This is a genomic window from Ancylobacter sp. 3268, from assembly GCF_031456575.1.
GTDB lineage: Bacteria > Pseudomonadota > Alphaproteobacteria > Rhizobiales > Xanthobacteraceae > Ancylobacter.
The window spans coordinates 25,911-42,152 of record NZ_JAVDUX010000004.1; the positions used below are offsets into that span (position 1 = coordinate 25,911).

Annotated in this window: 15 protein-coding genes; 10 read left to right on the forward strand and 5 right to left on the reverse strand. The window is 67.9% G+C overall.

Annotation, left to right across the window (positions count from 1 at the left end; all coding sequences use genetic code 11):
* Positions 1–145 precede the first annotated feature (145 nt).
* Entirely contained in the window at positions 146–898 is a 753-nt protein-coding gene (gene ubiG, locus J2X65_RS06390) for a bifunctional 2-polyprenyl-6-hydroxyphenol methylase/3-demethylubiquinol 3-O-methyltransferase UbiG (RefSeq protein WP_310199446.1), read from the reverse strand.
* Positions 899–1,088: 190 nt separating this feature from the next.
* Between ubiG and J2X65_RS06395 the strand changes: the two genes are divergently transcribed.
* The 5 genes from J2X65_RS06395 (at position 1,089) to J2X65_RS06415 (ending at position 8,361) form a co-directional block, all read left to right on the forward strand.
* Positions 1,089–2,342: an aspartate kinase gene (locus J2X65_RS06395; RefSeq protein ID WP_310199448.1), complete on the forward strand. Its 1,254-nt coding sequence runs from the start codon at positions 1,089–1,091 to the stop codon at positions 2,340–2,342.
* Positions 2,343–2,423: 81 nt separating this feature from the next.
* Positions 2,424–4,691, forward strand: coding sequence for a phosphoenolpyruvate--protein phosphotransferase (ptsP, locus tag J2X65_RS06400; protein WP_310199450.1), 2,268 nt, complete (start codon positions 2,424–2,426; stop codon positions 4,689–4,691).
* On the forward strand, positions 4,688–5,782 hold the full coding sequence (prfA, locus tag J2X65_RS06405) for a peptide chain release factor 1 (RefSeq protein WP_310199452.1): 1,095 nt from the start codon (positions 4,688–4,690) through the stop codon (positions 5,780–5,782). The genes ptsP and prfA overlap by 4 nt, the downstream gene beginning before the upstream one ends.
* A 4-nt stretch (positions 5,783–5,786) precedes the next feature.
* Positions 5,787–6,641, forward strand: coding sequence for a peptide chain release factor N(5)-glutamine methyltransferase (gene prmC, locus J2X65_RS06410; protein ID WP_310199455.1), 855 nt, complete (start codon positions 5,787–5,789; stop codon positions 6,639–6,641).
* A gap of 598 nt (positions 6,642–7,239) precedes the next feature.
* Positions 7,240–8,361 carry a DUF4167 domain-containing protein gene (locus J2X65_RS06415; RefSeq protein WP_310199457.1) on the forward strand — a complete coding sequence of 374 codons (1,122 nt, stop codon included), beginning with the start codon at positions 7,240–7,242 and terminating at the stop codon, positions 8,359–8,361.
* Positions 8,362–8,564: 203 nt separating this feature from the next.
* Here J2X65_RS06415 and J2X65_RS06420 read toward each other — a convergent pair whose 3' ends face one another.
* Positions 8,565–9,395, reverse strand: a complete 831-nt coding sequence (locus tag J2X65_RS06420) for an MOSC domain-containing protein (protein ID WP_310199459.1) — start codon at positions 9,393–9,395, stop codon at positions 8,565–8,567.
* A gap of 165 nt (positions 9,396–9,560) precedes the next feature.
* Between J2X65_RS06420 and thpR the strand changes: the two genes are divergently transcribed.
* From thpR to J2X65_RS06445, 5 genes are all read left to right on the forward strand, one after another.
* Positions 9,561–10,094 carry an RNA 2',3'-cyclic phosphodiesterase gene (gene thpR, locus J2X65_RS06425; protein WP_213361990.1) on the forward strand — a complete coding sequence of 178 codons (534 nt, stop codon included), beginning with the start codon at positions 9,561–9,563 and terminating at the stop codon, positions 10,092–10,094.
* 95 nt (positions 10,095–10,189) lie between these two features.
* Entirely contained in the window at positions 10,190–10,594 is a 405-nt protein-coding gene (locus J2X65_RS06430; protein ID WP_310199464.1) for a YkvA family protein, read from the forward strand.
* A gap of 214 nt (positions 10,595–10,808) precedes the next feature.
* Positions 10,809–11,321 carry an invasion associated locus B family protein gene (locus tag J2X65_RS06435; protein ID WP_310199466.1) on the forward strand — a complete coding sequence of 171 codons (513 nt, stop codon included), beginning with the start codon at positions 10,809–10,811 and terminating at the stop codon, positions 11,319–11,321.
* A gap of 99 nt (positions 11,322–11,420) precedes the next feature.
* Positions 11,421–12,194, forward strand: coding sequence for a hydroxyacylglutathione hydrolase (gene gloB / locus J2X65_RS06440; RefSeq protein WP_310199468.1), 774 nt, complete (start codon positions 11,421–11,423; stop codon positions 12,192–12,194).
* 5 nt (positions 12,195–12,199) lie between these two features.
* Positions 12,200–12,700: a cupin domain-containing protein gene (locus tag J2X65_RS06445; protein ID WP_310199470.1), complete on the forward strand. Its 501-nt coding sequence runs from the start codon at positions 12,200–12,202 to the stop codon at positions 12,698–12,700.
* On the opposite strand, the gene J2X65_RS06450 is transcribed toward J2X65_RS06445, so the two are convergent.
* From J2X65_RS06450 to J2X65_RS06460, 3 genes are all read right to left on the reverse strand, one after another.
* Positions 12,654–13,532, reverse strand: a complete 879-nt coding sequence (locus J2X65_RS06450; RefSeq protein ID WP_310199472.1) for an EamA family transporter — start codon at positions 13,530–13,532, stop codon at positions 12,654–12,656. The genes J2X65_RS06445 and J2X65_RS06450 overlap by 47 nt on opposite strands.
* A 441-nt stretch (positions 13,533–13,973) precedes the next feature.
* Positions 13,974–14,699 (reverse strand): acetoacetyl-CoA reductase, encoded by a 726-nt coding sequence (gene phbB, locus J2X65_RS06455; RefSeq protein ID WP_310199474.1) that lies wholly within the window; start codon positions 14,697–14,699, stop codon positions 13,974–13,976.
* Between the two features lie 158 nt (positions 14,700–14,857).
* Positions 14,858–16,036, reverse strand: a complete 1,179-nt coding sequence (locus tag J2X65_RS06460) for an acetyl-CoA C-acetyltransferase (protein WP_310199476.1) — start codon at positions 16,034–16,036, stop codon at positions 14,858–14,860.
* Positions 16,037–16,242: the final 206 nt, after the last annotated feature.

The following is a 16,242-nucleotide window of genomic DNA, read 5'->3' on the forward strand; positions in this document are numbered from 1 at the left end:
GCTGCCGCACCCGCGTGCCAAAACCGAATCGGAGCGCTTCGCGGCGGCGATCCGGCCCGAGAACCGTTTCATCTAACGAGGGGCACGCCTCTGCCGTCCCGTGGCATGGGGCCGGGCCGGAGTGGACGGCCGGCCGCGCTGCAGCTCAGGCTGGCCGCTCGGCCAGCATCATGTAGTTGACGCCGAGATCGCGCGAGCGCCGCCACTCGTTCAGCAGCGGGTTGAACACCACGCCCTCGCGGTCGGACACCGCGAGCCCCCCGGCGGTCATCGCCGCCGCCAGTTCCTCGGGGGTGACGAAGCGCTTCCAGTCATGCGTGCCCCGCGGCAGCCAGCCGAGGACATATTCGGCGCCGACGATGGCGAGGGCGAATGAGCGGCCGGTGCGGTTCAGCGTCGCGGCACACATCAGCCCGCCCGGCTTCACCATTTCCGCCGCGCTGTTCACGAACAGCCCGACATCGGCGACATGCTCGACGACCTCCATCGCCAGCACGACGTCGAAGCGCTCGCCCGCCTCGGCCAGCGCCTCGGCGGTGGCGGCGCGGTACTCGACCGGCGCGCCGCTCTGCTCGGCGTGCAGCGCGGCGACGCGGACGTTCTTCTCGGCCGGGTCGATGCCGACCACGCTGGCGCCCATCCGCGCCAGCGGCTCGCACAGCAGACCCCCGCCGCAGCCGATATCGAGCAGGCGCAGCCCCTCCAGAGGGCGCATGGCGCGCGGATCGCGGTTGAAATGGGCGACGATCTTCTCGCGCAGATAGGCAAGCCGCACCGGATTGAACTTGTGGAGAACCCCCATCTTGCCGCGCGGATTCCACCATTCGGCAGCGAGAGCGGCGAAGCGCTCCACTTCGCGAGGATCGACGGTGGTGGCGGTGGCGGTGGTCTCGGACATCAGGCGCTCTCGGGTCAATCGGGCTCAACCGGTCGGAAACGGGCGCAGCCGGGAACAATTCCAAGCTCGCCGCCGACCCACGCGCGCCCGTTGCGGGCGGGGCGCGAGGTGGATATGTATACGCGCCTTTTCGGCCGGGGGCTCCCTCCCCTGCGCCCGACATAAGAACAACGCGGTACGGTTTCTTCCCATGGCACGTCTGGTGATGAAGTTCGGCGGCACGTCCGTCGCGAACGTGGAGCGCATCAAGAACGTCGCCCGCCACGTCAAACGCGAGATCGATGCCGGCCACGAGGTGGCCGTGGTGGTTTCCGCCATGTCCGGCAAGACCAACGAGCTAGTCGCCTGGTGTCGCGAAACGGCTGTGCTGTACGATACGCCCGAATATGACGCCATCGTCGCCTCGGGCGAGCAGGTGACGTCGGGCCTTCTTGCCATCGCGCTGCGGGACATGGGCATTCCCGCGCGTTCCTGGCAGGGCTGGCAGCTGCCGATCTCCACCGACGAGGCCCATGGCTCGGCGCGAATCCTGTCGGTGAACGGCGACGAGATCGTCCGCCGATTCGGTGCCGGCCGCGAGGTGGCGGTGATCGCCGGCTTCCAGGGCATCCACGAGCCGACCGGGCGCATCACCACGCTGGGGCGCGGCGGCTCGGACACCAGCGCGGTGGCGGTGGCCGCCGCCATCAAGGCCGATCGCTGCGACATCTACACTGACGTCGACGGCGTCTACACCACCGATCCGCGCATCGTCCCCAAGGCCAAGCGCCTCGACAGGGTCGCCTTCGAGGAGATGCTGGAGATGGCGTCGCTAGGCGCCAAGGTGCTGCAGGTGCGCTCGGTCGAGATGGCCATGGTGCACAAGGTGCGCACCTTCGTGCGCTCCAGCTTCACCGACCCGGACGCGCCGGAACTCAAGACCGCCGGCGACCCGCCGGGCACCCTGATCTGCGACGAGGAGGAAATCGTGGAGAGTGAAGTCGTCACCGGCATCGCCTTCGCGCGCGACGAGGCCCAGGTGAGCATCCGCCGCGTGCCGGACAAGCCGGGCATCGCCGCCAATGTCTTCGTGCCGCTGGCCGATGCCAACATCAACGTCGACATGATCGTGCAGAACATCTCGGCGGAAGGCCACACCGACATCACCTTCACCGTGCCGACCGCCGATTTCGAGCGCGCCAAGGCGGCGCTGGCGGCGGTGAAGTCGGATATCGGCTTCGAGACCATCGAGGGCGCCACCGATGTGGTGAAGATCTCGATCATCGGCATCGGCATGCGCTCGCATGCCGGCGTGGCCGCCCGCGCCTTCAAGGCGCTGTCGGAGCGCGGCATCAACATCCGCGCCATCTCCACCTCCGAGATCAAGATCTCCGTGCTGATCGATGCGGCTTATACCGAACTTGCGGTGCGGACGCTGCATTCGGTATACGGGCTCGACGCCTGACGGCATTATTTCGGCGGCGCGACCCCGGCCGCGCCGATTCTTCGATAGATCCGGGTTCTGCCCGGCTTCCAGGGACGGCCGATGCGTAGCGCCCTCGGCGGTCCGCGCGTGCTGCTGCGCCGCCTGCGCGAAGTCATGGCGGAGCCGGTCAGCGCGCAGGACCGCCTCGACAAGATCGTCGTGCTGATCGCGGCCAACATGGTGGCCGAGGTCTGCTCGGTCTATGTGCTGCGCGTCGACGGCACGCTGGAGCTCTACGCCACCGAGGGCCTCAATCGCAGCGCCGTGCATCTGACGGTGATGCGCATCGACGAGGGCCTCGTCGGCACGGTGGCCCGCGAGGCCGAGCCGATCAGCCTCTCCAATGCCCAGGCGCATCCCGCCTTCTCCTATCGGCCGGAGACGGGCGAGGAGATCTACCATTCCTTCCTCGGCGTGCCGATCCTGCGGGCCGGCAACACGCTCGGCGTGCTGGTGGTGCAGAACCGCGCTCACCGCTCCTATACCGAGGAAGAGATCGAGGCGCTGCAGACCACCGCCATGGTGCTCGCCGAGATCATCGCCTCCGGCGAACTGACCGCCCTCGCCCTGCCCGGTGCCGAGCCCGCCGCCCGCCGCCCGCTGCATCTCACCGGCAGCGCGCTCTCCGAGGGTATCGGCCTCGGCCATGTGGTGCTGCACGAGCCGCGCATCGAGGTGACCAAGGTCATCGCCGACGACGTGCCGGGCGAACTCGACCGGCTCGACCACGCGGTCGAGACATTGCGCGCCTCCATCGACACCATGCTGGAAGACGAGGGGGTCGCCCGCGTCGGCGAGCACCGCGAGATCCTCGAAGCCTACCGGATGTTCGCCCACGACCGGGGGTGGATCAACCGCATGCGCGAGGCGGTGATGACCGGCCTCACCGCCGAGGGCGCGGTCGAGCGCGTGCAGTCGGACACCCGCGCGCGCATGCTGCGCATGACCGACCCGTATCTGCGCGAGCGGATGCACGATCTCGACGACCTCGCCAACCGGCTGCTGCGCCAGCTCACCGGCCGCTCCGGCGGCCCGGAGAAGATGGCGCTGCCCGACAATGCGATCATCGTCGCCCGCAATATGAGCCCGGCGGCGCTGCTCGACTACGACCGCACCCGCATCCGCGGCCTGGTGCTGGAGGAAGGCGCGGCGACCAGCCACCTCACCATCGTCGCCCGGGCGCTCAATATTGCCGCGGTCGGGCATATCGAGAACATCGTCGGCCTCGTCGATGCCGGCGATCCGATCATCGTCGACGGCGTGTCCGGCGAGGTGCATGTGCGCCCGCCCACCGATGTCGAGGGCGTCTATGTCGAGAAGGTCCGGTTCCGCGCCAAGCGGCTGGAGCAATATGCCGCGCTGCGCGACGTGCCGACCGTTACCAAGGACGGTGTCACCATCGACCTGCACCTGAATGCCGGCCTCCTCGTTGACCTGCCGCACATCGAAGAGACTGGCGCCTCGGGCATCGGGTTGTTCCGCACCGAGCTGCAGTTCATGATCGCCTCCGCCTTCCCGCGCACCAATGAACAGCTCAAGCTCTATCGCGCGGTGCTGGATGCGGCCGACAGCCGGCCGGTGGTGTTCCGTACCCTCGACATCGGCGGCGACAAGGTGCTGCCCTATATGCGGGCGATCGAGGAGGAGAACCCGGCGCTGGGCTGGCGCGCCATCCGCCTCGGCCTCGACCGGCCGGGTCTGCTGCGCAGCCAGGTGCGCGCCCTGTTGCGCGCCGCCAATGGCCGCGAGCTGCGGCTGATCTTCCCCATGGTGGCGGCGGTGGATGAGTTCGATAAGGCCCGCCACATCGTCGAGCGCGAGCTGACCCATCTGCGCCGCCACGGCCACGGCCTGCCCGACCGGGTGCTGGTGGGGGTGATGCTGGAAGTGCCCTCGCTGCTGTTCCAGCTCGACGCGCTGTTCGAACGCATCGATTTCGCCTCGGTCGGCTCCAACGATCTGGTGCAGTTCCTGTTCGCCGCCGACCGCGGCAATCCACGGGTGGCCGATCGCTTCGATCCGCTGTCGCCGGCGGCGCTCAATGCGCTCAAGACCATCGCCGACGCCGCAGAACGCCACGGCAAGCAGGTGACCCTGTGCGGCGAGCTCGCCTCGCGGCCGCTGGAGGCGCTGGCGCTCGCCGCCATCGGCTATCGCAAATTGTCGCTTTCGCCGGCCTCCTACGGCCCGGTGAAGGCCATGTTCCTCGATCTCGATCTCGGCGCCGTCGCAGCCCTGGTCAAGCCGCTGCTGAACGGCGAGGCCTATATTCCCAGCCTGCGCCCGCATCTGAAGGCCTTCGCCGAAACCACCGGCCTGCCGCTGTGACCCCCGCCCTGCCCGACGCCCGCCTCGATCAGCTTCTCGCCCGCCACGCCGAGATCGAGCACGCGCTCTCGGCGAACCCGGATGCCGAGGCCTATGTCCGCCTCTCGCGCGAATTCGCCGACCTCTCGCCGCTGATCGAGCGGGTGAAGGCGCTGCGCACCGCCGAGCGCGAGCTCGCCGAGGCACGGCTGCTCGCGGAGGATGCCGCCGGCGACAGGGAGATGGCCGACCTCGCCGCCGAGGAGGTGTCCTCGCTGGAGGAGAAGACCGAAGCGCTCGTCCATGAGGTGCGGCTCGCCCTGCTGCCGAAGGACGCCATGGATGAGCGCGGCGTCATCCTCGAAGTGCGCGCCGGCACCGGCGGCGACGAGGCGGCCCTGTTCGCCGGCGACCTGTTCCGCATGTATGAGCGGTTCGCCTCGCTGAACGGCTGGTCGGTCGAAGTGCTGTCGATGAGCGAGGGCGCGGCCGGGGGCTACAAGGAAATCATCGCCGCCATCCATGGCCGCGGCGCCTATGCCAAGCTGAAATTCGAATCCGGCGTCCACCGCGTGCAGCGCGTGCCGGACACCGAGGGCTCGGGCCGCATCCACACCTCGGCCGCCACGGTGGCGGTGCTGCCGGAGGTCGAGGAGGTCGACATCGCCATCGACGAGGGCGACCTGCGCATCGACGTGTTCCGCGCCTCCGGCGCCGGCGGCCAGCACGTCAACAAGACCGAGAGCGCGGTGCGCATCACCCATATCCCCACCGGCACCGTGGTGGCCGTGCAGGACGAGCGCTCGCAGCACAAGAACAAGGCCCGTGCCATGGGCATGCTGCGCGCCCGCATCTACGAGGCCGAGCGTGAGAAGCGCGACAGCGCCCGCGCCAGCGAGCGCAAGCTGCAGGTCGGCTCAGGCGACCGCTCCGAGCGCATCCGCACCTATAATTTCCCGCAGGCGCGCGTCACCGATCACCGCATCGGCCTCACCCTGTACAAGCTGCCGGAGATCGTCGCCGGCGATGCGCTCGGCGACCTCGTCGATGCGCTCGTCACCGAATATCAGGCGGCGCTGCTGGCCGAGGCTGAATCGGCCGGCTGGAACTAGGCCGATGCCGGTCTCCCGCGCTGCGCTGACCAGCGAGATCGCCGGGCTCCTCGCCTCCGCCGGCGTCGAATCGCCCCTGCGGGAAGCTCGACTGTTGATCCGGCAAGCCCTGTCCCTCGGCGATGCCGACATGATCGCTCGCGCCGACTTTCCCGTGGAGGATGCCGACGCCCGGCGGCTGCGGAGCCTTGCCCATCGCCGCGTCGCCGGCGAGCCCATGGCCCGACTGACCGGACGGCGCGAGTTCTGGAGTCTCGACTTCACGCTCTCCGCCGAGACGCTGGTACCGCGCCCGGAAACCGAGACGCTGGTGGAAGCCGCGCTCGCCGCCTTTCCCGAACGCCTGCGCCCCTTGCGGGTGCTCGACCTCGGCACCGGCAGCGGCGCGATCCTCGCCGCTCTTCTCTCCGAGCGGCCGAATGCGACCGGCATCGGGATCGATCGTTCGGAAGGCGCCGCACGGCAGGCACGCGCCAATCTTGCCGCGCTCGGTCTTTATACGCGTGCCGCCGTGGTCGTCGGCGACTGGGCCGCAGCGCTCGGCGGACGCTTCGACCTCGTCATCTCCAACCCGCCTTACATCGAAACCGCCGATATCGACCGGCTGGAGGTGGAAGTGCGCGCTCACGATCCCCATATGGCGCTGGACGGCGGAGTGGACGGGCTGACGGCCTACCGCGCCATAGCCGGTCATCTGCCCGCCCTATTATCGCCCGGAGGCCGGGCAATTCTCGAACTGGGAGCGGGACAGGAGGCGGAGGTCACCCGGCTGGTCAGGGCGGTCGGCCTTGGTATCGATGGTTCGGCGCGCACCGATCTCGGCGGCATAGCCCGCGCCTTGGTTACCACACCGGTGTGAGATCGCCGCCCGCCAGCAAAAAAGGGCTTGGAACCGACTACCGAACCGATTAGTGTCCGGTCACAGGAATCGACCTGAGACATCATTCACCGATAGGATGTTGACTTCGGAACGGCTTGCGCAGCCGGGACAGTCCCCTGACCGGTAGCTCTCCCGCAAGGGAGGTCGATGTCACCTAGGACATGATTGCTTCAGTCGTTTGGCCGCATGTCATTGTGCGGCAGGGCGCGAAGCTGACGGCAACGCCTTTGGCGTGCCGACAGGGTGAATTGCCGTAGCAGCGATCGGATTGTCCGGTCGGATCCGGCCCCTGGCGCAAGAGAGGTTCATGCCTCGGAGGTTCTGGCCTCGCTGCGGTATATGGATCCGAAAGGGTCTTGCCGGGCGATCGGCCTCCAGGGCCGTTCCGCGCAAGCGGATCGCCCGGCGGATATCCGCCGGCCCCTGCGCCGATGTGCTGGAATTGCCCGGTCGAGATTTTTCCGAAGGCTGCGCCCGATACCGATAATTGTGACGCAAACGAAGACGATACGGACCCCAGAAGGCGATTGACCCTCCCGCATGCCCCCGGAAACGGCGCTTCGGCCCGGCCCGGGACGTGCGGCAGCAGAGACCAGACTCAATGCGAAATAATAACCAGCAGAAGCGTATGCGTGGCCGGAACAACAACCCCAATCGGCGCGGCCAGAACCCGCTCACCCGGGTTTATGAGTCGAACGGGCCGGATGTGAAGGTCCGGGGCACCGCCCAGACCATCGCCGAGAAATACCTGCAGCTCGCCCGCGACGCGCAGGCCTCCAGCGATCCGGTGGCGGCGGAGAACTATCTCCAACATGCCGAGCATTATTTCCGCATCATCGCCGCGGTGCAGGCGCAGTTCGGCGTGCAGGGCCAGCCGTTCCAGCGTCCGGATGAGGATGAGGACGACTTCGACTTCGAGGAAACCGGCGAAGCGCAGCCCAACCAGCAGCAGCCGCGCGAGCTGCCCCAGCGCGAGGAAGGCGGCCGTGAGCCTGCCCGCGACGGCTACCGCGATCGCGACAACTATAATCGCCGCGATAACCGGGACAATCGCGACCGCAACCAGGATCGGGACCGCAATCAGGATCGGGACCGCAACCAGGACCGGGATCGCAATCAGGACCGGGATCGCAACCAGGACCGGGATCGCGATCGGGATCGCAACGGTCACCGGCAGGATCGCGCGCCGCGCGATGATCGCGATCATCGCTCCGACCAGCCGCGCGAGAATCGCTGGCAGCGCGGCGAGCGCCCCTATCGCGAGGCCCGCGAGAACGCGTATCGCGATCCGGGCAACCAGCCGCAGCCGACCCTCGGTCCCGACGTCGAGGCTGAAATCGGCCTGCCGGCCTTCATCACCCAAAGCACCGGCCCGCTCCCGGTAGCGCCGGCAGCGGCACCCGTGCCGCCCGAGCCGGTGCCGGCCCCTCTCCCCGTGGCCGCGCAACCCGCGCCGCAGCCGGAACCCGAGCCCGTTCCCGTCGTGGCGCCCCCCGCTGCGCCCACGCGCAGGTCTCGCGCCGCCGCAGCGGCTCCGGCTCCCGCCGCCGCGCCCGCCGCTTCCGAGACGACGACCGCGGTGCCGGAGGCGGAAGCCGCCGACGAGGCCGCCAAGCCGCGTACCCGCCGGCGTCGCTACCGCCGCGCCGGCGACGCCGAGGGTGAAACCCCGGCCGAGCCCGCCGAAGCCGGCGAGTGAACCTTAGCCGTCCGGCAGATTGACGTTCCGTGCAGCCCGGCCTCGTGCCGGGCTGTCGCGTTTTCCCGAGCCCAGTTGAAGAAGCACGCGCACCCCGGCCCGGCGCGCGTCCGGAAAGGGCAAAGAGCGCAGCGTCAGGGGACAAGCCGGCCTGCGCCGGCTAAGCAGCCAGCGCGCCTTCTTCGCTTCCGGATCGTCGAAAACTAGAGCCGCAGGCGTACCGCGTCGCCCTCGGCGATCGATCCGCCGGACAGCACCTCGGCGAAGATGCCGCAATGATTATGGCCCAGGCGGCGCATCAGCGTGCCGGGAATATCCAGGTCGCGCATGGCGGTAACCGGATCGACATTGGTGGCGGCGCAGCGCACGATGCTCTCAGTGACCTTCAGCTTCACCTGCTCGCCAATCTCGATGGTGTGGCCGACCAGGTCGAACTCCTCCCAAGGCTCCATGCCGGCGAGATAGAGATTGGCGCGGAAGCGCAGCGGATCGACCGGCTTGCCGGTCATCTCCCCGAGCGCCTGGCAGCTGGCGAGATTGATCAGCGAGATATACCCTTCGGTGGTATCGACGAAGCGGAATCCCTCCGGCGCCGCCAGCAGCTTCGGGGCGCCGCGCAGCTCATAACGGGCATAGCGCTGGAAGAACAATTCGATCGCTGCCCGCCCCTCCTCGGTCGACAGATCGCCGCGCGCCACCTCGGCGCCCTCGTGATGGATGACGAGCGTGGTCGCGGCGTCGTCATAACGCGCCTCGAGCGCGGCGAGCCGCTCATTGCGCATCAGCATCAGGAACTTGATCTTCGGCTGGAACGCCGGCGCTTCTGCCACGAAGCCGGAAGGACCGTTCTCGATGGCATAGAGCCGGTCGCCTGGGAAATAGCCGCCGGCGACCAGATCCGCAACATCCAGCCGCTCGGGAGAGAGCCCCTTGATCGGGTAGCGATAGATCGACGCGACCGAGGCAAATGCAATCGGCGCCTCCGGCAGATCGGCGGGCGCGGCGGAGTCGGTATCGTCGATTGATTCGGTCATGGCGGCTCAACATACAGGCTTCATTCGAGGCCGTCAGCTTCGCCGAGAGGCGTGACAGGCATGATGCGGCCATAATGGTACTGCCCTATTTTTACGCTTTTCCTCGGCGCCCGAATCCGTATCAAATCGATGCAGACGATCCCGAGGTTATCAGGGAGGCCGGCCATGCCGCGGCTCTTCACCGCCCTCGAAATCCCGGCCAATGTCGCCGGCACCCTGTCGATGCTGCGCGGCGGCCTGCCCGGAGCGAGATGGATCGACCCCGAATTCTATCACGTCACCCTGCGCTTCATCGGCGATGTCGACCATGCAATGGCGCGCGACGCGGCGGCAGCGCTCGACGAGGTGGACCGCTTCGGCTTCGACCTCACCCTCGACGGCGTCGACCAGTTCGGTAACAACAAGCCGCGCGCCATCTTCGCCGCCGTGAAGGCCAACAGCGCGCTGATCGAGCTGCAGGCCGAGCATGAGCGGTTGATGAAGCGCATCGGCCTGCCGCCCGAGGGACGTAATTTCCGCCCGCATGTCACCCTTGCCCGGCTGCGGGACGCGGCCCCGCGCCAGGTGGCCGACTATCTCTCGCTGCGCGGCTATTTCCGCTCGCCGAGCTTCGAGGTCTCGCGCTTCGTTTTGTATTCCTCGCGCGATTCGGTCGGCGGCGGCCCCTATCGCGTCGAAGCCGCCTACCCGCTGATGTAGCGGCGCGGCGTCGGCCGGCGTTTCTGCCTTGCGCCGGACATATTGCGGATGAGGATGAGCGGGGCCATCTCACGGTCATGACACATGAGGGTCATATGGCCACCCGCCCCATCGACGCTGCCGCAGCCGACGATTTCGACCTTCGCGATGACGGGCGCTTCACCGGCGCCGGCGGCACGGACGACGAGGCGCAGGTGCGCGCCGGCTTCTGGCGCAAGCTCGCCGGCGTCGCCACGCGTATCCCGTTCGCCGCCGATGCCGCCGCTGCCTACTACTGCGCGCTCGACCGCGAAACGCCGGTGAAGGTGCGGGCGATGCTGTTCGGCTCGCTTGCCTATTTCCTGCTGCCTTCGGATGCGGTTCCCGATATCCTGCCGGTGCTCGGCTTCTCCGACGATGCCGCCGTGCTTGCCACCGCGCTCAATCTCCTCGCCGCCCACATCACCCCCATCCACCGCGAGGCAGCGCGCCGGGCGCTCGAGCGAATCACACGCGTGTGAAGGCTTTCCACGGTTTTCATCCGCCACCGTAATCCTTCATTTACCCTCCCGACAAAATCACTCGAAGATGAGCCCAATTCTCCGGCAAAGCGATCACATCCCGGTCGCAAGGGTTCACAGCCGTCCGAGGGGCAGATATCCCTTTAGCGGTCTTAACCGAGCATTGAGCGAAGCCGCAGCCGCGGTGGAAGCATAACCACAGGAGCGATCGACGATGGCACGACGCATTGCGTGCGCGGCACTCGCCGGCCTGGCACTGGCACTCATCGGAACGGCTGGCGCCCAGGCGGCGCCGAAGCTGGTCGGCCAGTTCGGCGATTGGGGCGTTTATCTGGACGACAGCGGCAGCGGCAAGATCTGCTACGCGCTCTCGCAGCCGAAAACGCGTGCGCCCGCCGGCCTCAGCCGCGATCCCGCCTATTTCTTCATCAGCACCCGCACCGCCGAGAACGTCAAGAACGAGATCAGCGTGGTCATGGGCTTCCCGCTGAAGGAGGGTTCGGACGCCACGCTCACCATCGGTCCGGGCTCGTTCGATCTTTACACGCGCGGTTCGGGCGCCTGGGTGCGCAACGTGGCGGAAGAGAACCGCCTGCTCGATGCCATGCGGCGCGGCAAGGACGTGGTGGTGAAGAGCACGTCGGTCCGCGGCAACGTCACCACCGACACCTATTCGCTGAGCGGAATCTCGGCGGCGGTGGATCGCGCGACGCAGGAATGCCGCTGAGCCGGACGCTACGGAAGCCGGCGCTGTCCTCGGAGAGTGCCGGACCACGTGCCTTCCTCATCCGAGGACGCCTTCCGGAAACCCCCATCGGGAACCGCCATGCCGGTCGAGCTTCGCCTGATCCCCTGCCTCGCCGATAATTACGCCGTGCTCCTGCGCGACCCGGTGACGGAGGCGACCGCGGTCGTCGACGTGCCGGAAGTGGCGCCTGTCCTCGCCGCGCTGGAGCGGGAGGACTGGACGCTGACGCATATCCTCGTCACCCATCACCACACCGATCACATTGCCGGGGTCGAGGCGCTGAAGGCGCGCTACGGCGCGACGGTGATCGGCCCGAAGGCGGAACGCGACACCATTCCCGGTCTCGATTTCGCGGTGACGGATGGCGATCCGGTGGCAGTGGGCAGCCTGGTGGGCCGGGTGCTGGAGACGCCCGGCCATACCAAGGGCCATATCGTCTTCCTGTTCGAGGGCGAGCGATTGCTGTTCAGCGGCGACACGCTGTTCGTCATGGGCTGCGGCCGGCCGTTCGAATGCGATCCGCCGGTGCTGTGGGAATCGCTGCTGCGGCTGCGGGCGCTGCCTGACGACATCGCCGTCTATTGCGGCCATGAATACACCGTCTCCAACGGCCGTTTCGCCGTGCATGTCGACCCGGACAATGCCGCTTCGCGCGAGCAGCTCGCACTGGCCGAGGCACGGCGCGCCGAAGGCAAGCCGACACTGCCGACCAGCATCGGCATGGAAAAGGCGAGCAATCCGTTCCTGCGTGCCGACGACCCGGCGCTTGCGACGAAGCTCGGCCTCGGTGGCGCCGACCCGGCGGCGGTGTTCACCGAGCTGCGCGAACTCAAGAGCCGGTTCAGGAGCTGAGAGCGATGGCGGCCACGTCCCTTTCCGCCACCGAGATCATTGCCCGCCTCGGGCTTGAACCGCATCCCGAAGGCGGCCACTTTCGCGAGACCTACCGCGATCCGCATCGGCTGGAGGATGGCCGTGCCGCCTCGACCGCCATCTATTTCCTGCTGGCGGCGGGCGAGGCCTCGCACTGGCACCGGGTCGACGCGGTAGAAATCTGGCACTGGCACGCCGGGGCACCGCTCAGGCTTTCGCTGGCGGCGACCGATGCGGGACCGGTCCAATCCCTTCTGCTCGGGCCCGACCTTGCCGCTGGCGAGGAGCCGCAGCGCGTGGTGCCGCGCGATACCTGGCAAGCGGCGAAGAGCCTCGGCGACTGGACGCTGGTCGGTTGCACCGTGGCGCCCGGCTTCGAGTATGCCGGCTTCGAACTCGCGGCCCCGGGCTGGCAACCCGGCTGCTTCCGCGGACGGACTATTTCCGGGCGAGCAGCGTTGCCACCCCGGCGCCGCCGACAATGAGCGCACAGGCGCCGGCCAGCGCCCAGCTGGCGCTGGCGAAACCGGTCGCCACCAGCAGCAGCGTCGACAGCACGGGCGCCGCATAGGAGGCGACGCCGAGCAAGCGGATATCGCCCTGCTTCATGCCGATATCCCAGGTATAGAAGGCGATACCGACGGGTCCGATGCCGAGCGCGGCCACCGCCAGCCATTCTGTCGCTCCCGACGGCCAGATCGACGGCTCGAACAGCAGATGGCACGGCACAGACAGCGCTGCGGTGGCAAGGCAGAAGCCGGCCACCGCCTCGGTCGGCACGCGCGCAAACCGCCGCGCCAGTACCGAATAGCTCGACCAGATCACCGCACATAGCGCCGCCGCCGCATAGCCCGGCAGATAATCCGGCGAGAAGCCGAAGCCGCCGGCCCGGGCGCCGAGCAGCAACACCGTGCCGGCGAGCCCCATCAGCGCGCCGATGATATGCGCCGGCCGCAGCCGCTCGCCGGGCAGCGCCGCCGACATCAGCACGATCAGTAGCGGCCAGAGATAGGCGATCAGCCCCGCCTCCGCCGGCGGCGCCAGCTTCAGCGCCGAAAAATAGAAGAAGTGATAGCCGAACAGCCCGCCGACGCCGTGCAGCCACACCGGCCAGGGCTGGCGCAGCACCGAGAGCCCGACACCACGCACCGCCGCTGCCACCAGCCCGACCACGCCGCCTATGGCAAAAGTCAGCGCGGTGAGCAGGAAGGGCGGCACCGCCCCGCTCGCCGAGGTCGCGAGTGCCAGCGTCGCCCAGAGCAGGATGGCGGAAAAGCCGATGAGCGTGGCGGAAGAGCGCGAGGTCGAAGCGGGCATGGGAGGCACCTGAATGGGGCGCCCGTTATGGCCGCCCCCCGCCCCCACGCCAAGCCCTTCCTTGGATGATCACCCCATCGATGGCCGCTCGATCCGGCATCGGGATCGATGAGAAATGCGAAACCGCTCGCTCGCCGGCAGCCCGGCAACAGCAAGCCATGCCCCACGACGCCTCTCATGACGGCTGCTCCCGCCCGGCCGTTGTCCCGGATGCTCTGGCGATGCGCGAACACGCGGACCTAGCGCTCATCCAGGTCGGAGTCGCGGCGACCGCCTCGGCTCATGCCCCCGCCACCGCCGCCACGCTGGCGTGACGACCAGGAGCAGGAAGCCCCGCGACCACCACGAACCGCCGCCGCTCGGCAACGTTTCCGATGCCGAAGCCGGCCCGGCTCCGAAGACTGAGATAAGCCGCCGGATGCCCGAGCCGGGCACTGCCGCTCAGATCATGAACTGACCGCCATTGGCGGAAAGGGTCGAACCGGTGATGAAGGATGCCTCGTCGGCCGCGAGGAACACCACGCACCGGGCGATCTCCTCCGGCTCGCCCAGCCGGCCGACCGGAATCTGCGGCAGTACCTTCTTCTCGATCACGTCTTGCGGCACCGCCTTCACCATTTCGGTGGCGATATAGCCGGGGCAGATGGCGTTCACCGTCACGCCCTTGTTGGCGTTCTCCTGCGCCAGGGCGCGGGTGAAGCCGAGATCGCCCGCCTTGGCGGCGGAATAGTTGGTCTGCCCGATCTGGCCCTTCTGGCCATTGATCGAGGAGATGTTGACGATCCTCCCGAAGCTGCGCTCGCGCATGCCCTCGATCACCTGCCGGGACATGTTGAACACCGAGTTGAGATTGGTGTTGATCACCGCATACCACTGCTCGGCGGTCATCTTGTGCAACATGCCGTCGCGGGTGATGCCGGCATTGTTGACGAGGACATCGACCGGGCCCAGCTGGGCGACCACGCTCGCGACGCCGGCCTTGCAGGCCTCGAAATCCGACACGTCCCATTTGAAGGTCGGGATGCCGGTCTCGGCGGTAAAGGCCGCGGCGGCCTCCTCATTGCCGGCATAGTTGGCGGCGACCTTGTATCCGGCAGCCTTCAAGGCCCTGCACACCGCGGCCCCGATTCCACGGGTCCCGCCGGTGACCAACGCAACGCGACTCATCTGACTTCCCCTCTCGGCTTCCGTCCCGGAACCTGCGACGGCTTGTACGTCGTTTCCATCTATCGGCAAGGCTCGCAAACGCTTGCCCGACCATCATTTCCGCATGGCTCTTTGCGGCCAGCGGGCCGGCGGCGGGGGAGCGCCGCCGGCGGGACGCGTCAATCGCGCTCGATGCACATGGCAATGCCCATACCGCCGCCGATGCACAGCGTGGCCAGGGCCTTCTTGGCGTCACGCTTCTGCATTTCGTAGAGCAGCGTGGTCAGGATGCGGGCACCGGACGCGCCGATCGGGTGGCCGATGGCAATGGCGCCGCCATTGACGTTGACCTTCGACGTATCCCAGCCGAGATCCTTGCTCACCGCGCAGGCCTGGGCGGCAAAGGCTTCGTTGGCTTCGACGAGGTCGAGATCGGCAACCGTCCAGCCGGCCTTTTCCAGTGCGCGGCGCGAGGCCGGAATCGGGCCGGAACCCATCACGGCCGGATCGACGCCGGCCTGCGCCCAGGAGACGATTCGGCCAATCGGCTTGGCGCCGCGGGCGACCGCCGTCTCGGCGCTCATCAGCACGATGGCGGCGGCGCCGTCATTGATGCCCGAGGCGTTGCCGGCGGTCACGGTGCCATCCTTGGAGAAGGCGGGACGCAGCTTGGTCATGCTGTCGATGGTGGCGCCATGGCGGGGATATTCGTCGTCGGCCACCACGATGTCGCCCTTGCGGGTGGAAATGGTGACGGGGACGATCTCGTCCTTGAAGCGGCCGGCCTTCTGCGCCGCCTCGGCCTTGTTCTGCGAGCCGACCGCGAACTCGTCCTGCTGCTCGCGGGTGATCTGCCACTGGCGAGCGACGTTCTCGGCGGTGGTGCCCATGTGGTAGCCGTTGAACGCATCCCACAGGCCGTCCTTGATCATGGTGTCGACCATCTCAAGCGAGCCCATCTTGGTGCCGTTGCGCAGATTGGCGCAATGCGGCGCCTGGCTCATCGACTCCTGGCCGCCGGCCACGACGATGGCGCTGTCGCCATTGGCGATCGCCTGGAAGCCGAGCGCCACCGCGCGCAGGCCGGAGCCGCAGAGCATGTTCACGCCCCAGGCGGGACTCTCCACCGGAATGCCCGCGGCAATCGAGGCCTGGCGCGCCGGGTTCTGCCCGGCGCCGGCGGTGAGGATCTGCCCCATGATGGTCTCGCTGACCTCGCCGGGAGCCACGCCGGCCCGCTCCAGCGCCGCGTTGATCGCGATCTTGCCGAGCTCGTGCGCCGGTAGGGAGGAGAGAGCGCCGTTGAACGCGCCGACGGGCGTGCGCGCGGCGCCGACGATGACGATGCCGTCCTTCATGTTTGAACGTCCTCCGATGGAAAGCAGATGTGGCGCAGGGAGAGATCCCGCACCGGAAGCGATTTTAGGGACATCGTGGTGACGTCGTATGACGCATGTCAATGGCCGCGAGAACGCCGCGCCTAATATACCAGAGGCTGTAGACCGGCTCGTCCACCGATAATCCTGTAGCCCTCAGTTCGGAAAGGCCCTAGAGTTTTCAAGGG

Bases quoted from the DNA above. Each gene is read 5' to 3' on its own strand.
- phbB (WP_310199474.1), bottom strand. From the start codon at position 14,699: ATGAGTCGCGTTGCGTTGGTCACCGGCGGGACCCGTGGAATCGGGGCC.
- J2X65_RS06460 (WP_310199476.1), bottom strand. From the start codon at position 16,036: ATGAAGGACGGCATCGTCATCGTCGGCGCCGCGCGCACGCCCGTCGGC.
- J2X65_RS06435 (WP_310199466.1), top strand. From the start codon at position 10,809: ATGGCACGACGCATTGCGTGCGCGGCACTCGCCGGCCTGGCACTGGCA.
- J2X65_RS06450 (WP_310199472.1), bottom strand. From the start codon at position 13,532: ATGCCCGCTTCGACCTCGCGCTCTTCCGCCACGCTCATCGGCTTTTCC.
- J2X65_RS06395 (WP_310199448.1), top strand. From the start codon at position 1,089: ATGGCACGTCTGGTGATGAAGTTCGGCGGCACGTCCGTCGCGAACGTG.
- J2X65_RS06430 (WP_310199464.1), top strand. From the start codon at position 10,190: ATGGCCACCCGCCCCATCGACGCTGCCGCAGCCGACGATTTCGACCTT.
- J2X65_RS06420 (WP_310199459.1), bottom strand. From the start codon at position 9,395: ATGACCGAATCAATCGACGATACCGACTCCGCCGCGCCCGCCGATCTG.
- ptsP (WP_310199450.1), top strand. From the start codon at position 2,424: ATGCGTAGCGCCCTCGGCGGTCCGCGCGTGCTGCTGCGCCGCCTGCGC.
- J2X65_RS06445 (WP_310199470.1), top strand. From the start codon at position 12,200: ATGGCGGCCACGTCCCTTTCCGCCACCGAGATCATTGCCCGCCTCGGG.
- thpR (WP_213361990.1), top strand. From the start codon at position 9,561: ATGCCGCGGCTCTTCACCGCCCTCGAAATCCCGGCCAATGTCGCCGGC.
- ubiG (WP_310199446.1), bottom strand. From the start codon at position 898: ATGTCCGAGACCACCGCCACCGCCACCACCGTCGATCCTCGCGAAGTG.
- prmC (WP_310199455.1), top strand. From the start codon at position 5,787: ATGCCGGTCTCCCGCGCTGCGCTGACCAGCGAGATCGCCGGGCTCCTC.
- gloB (WP_310199468.1), top strand. From the start codon at position 11,421: ATGCCGGTCGAGCTTCGCCTGATCCCCTGCCTCGCCGATAATTACGCC.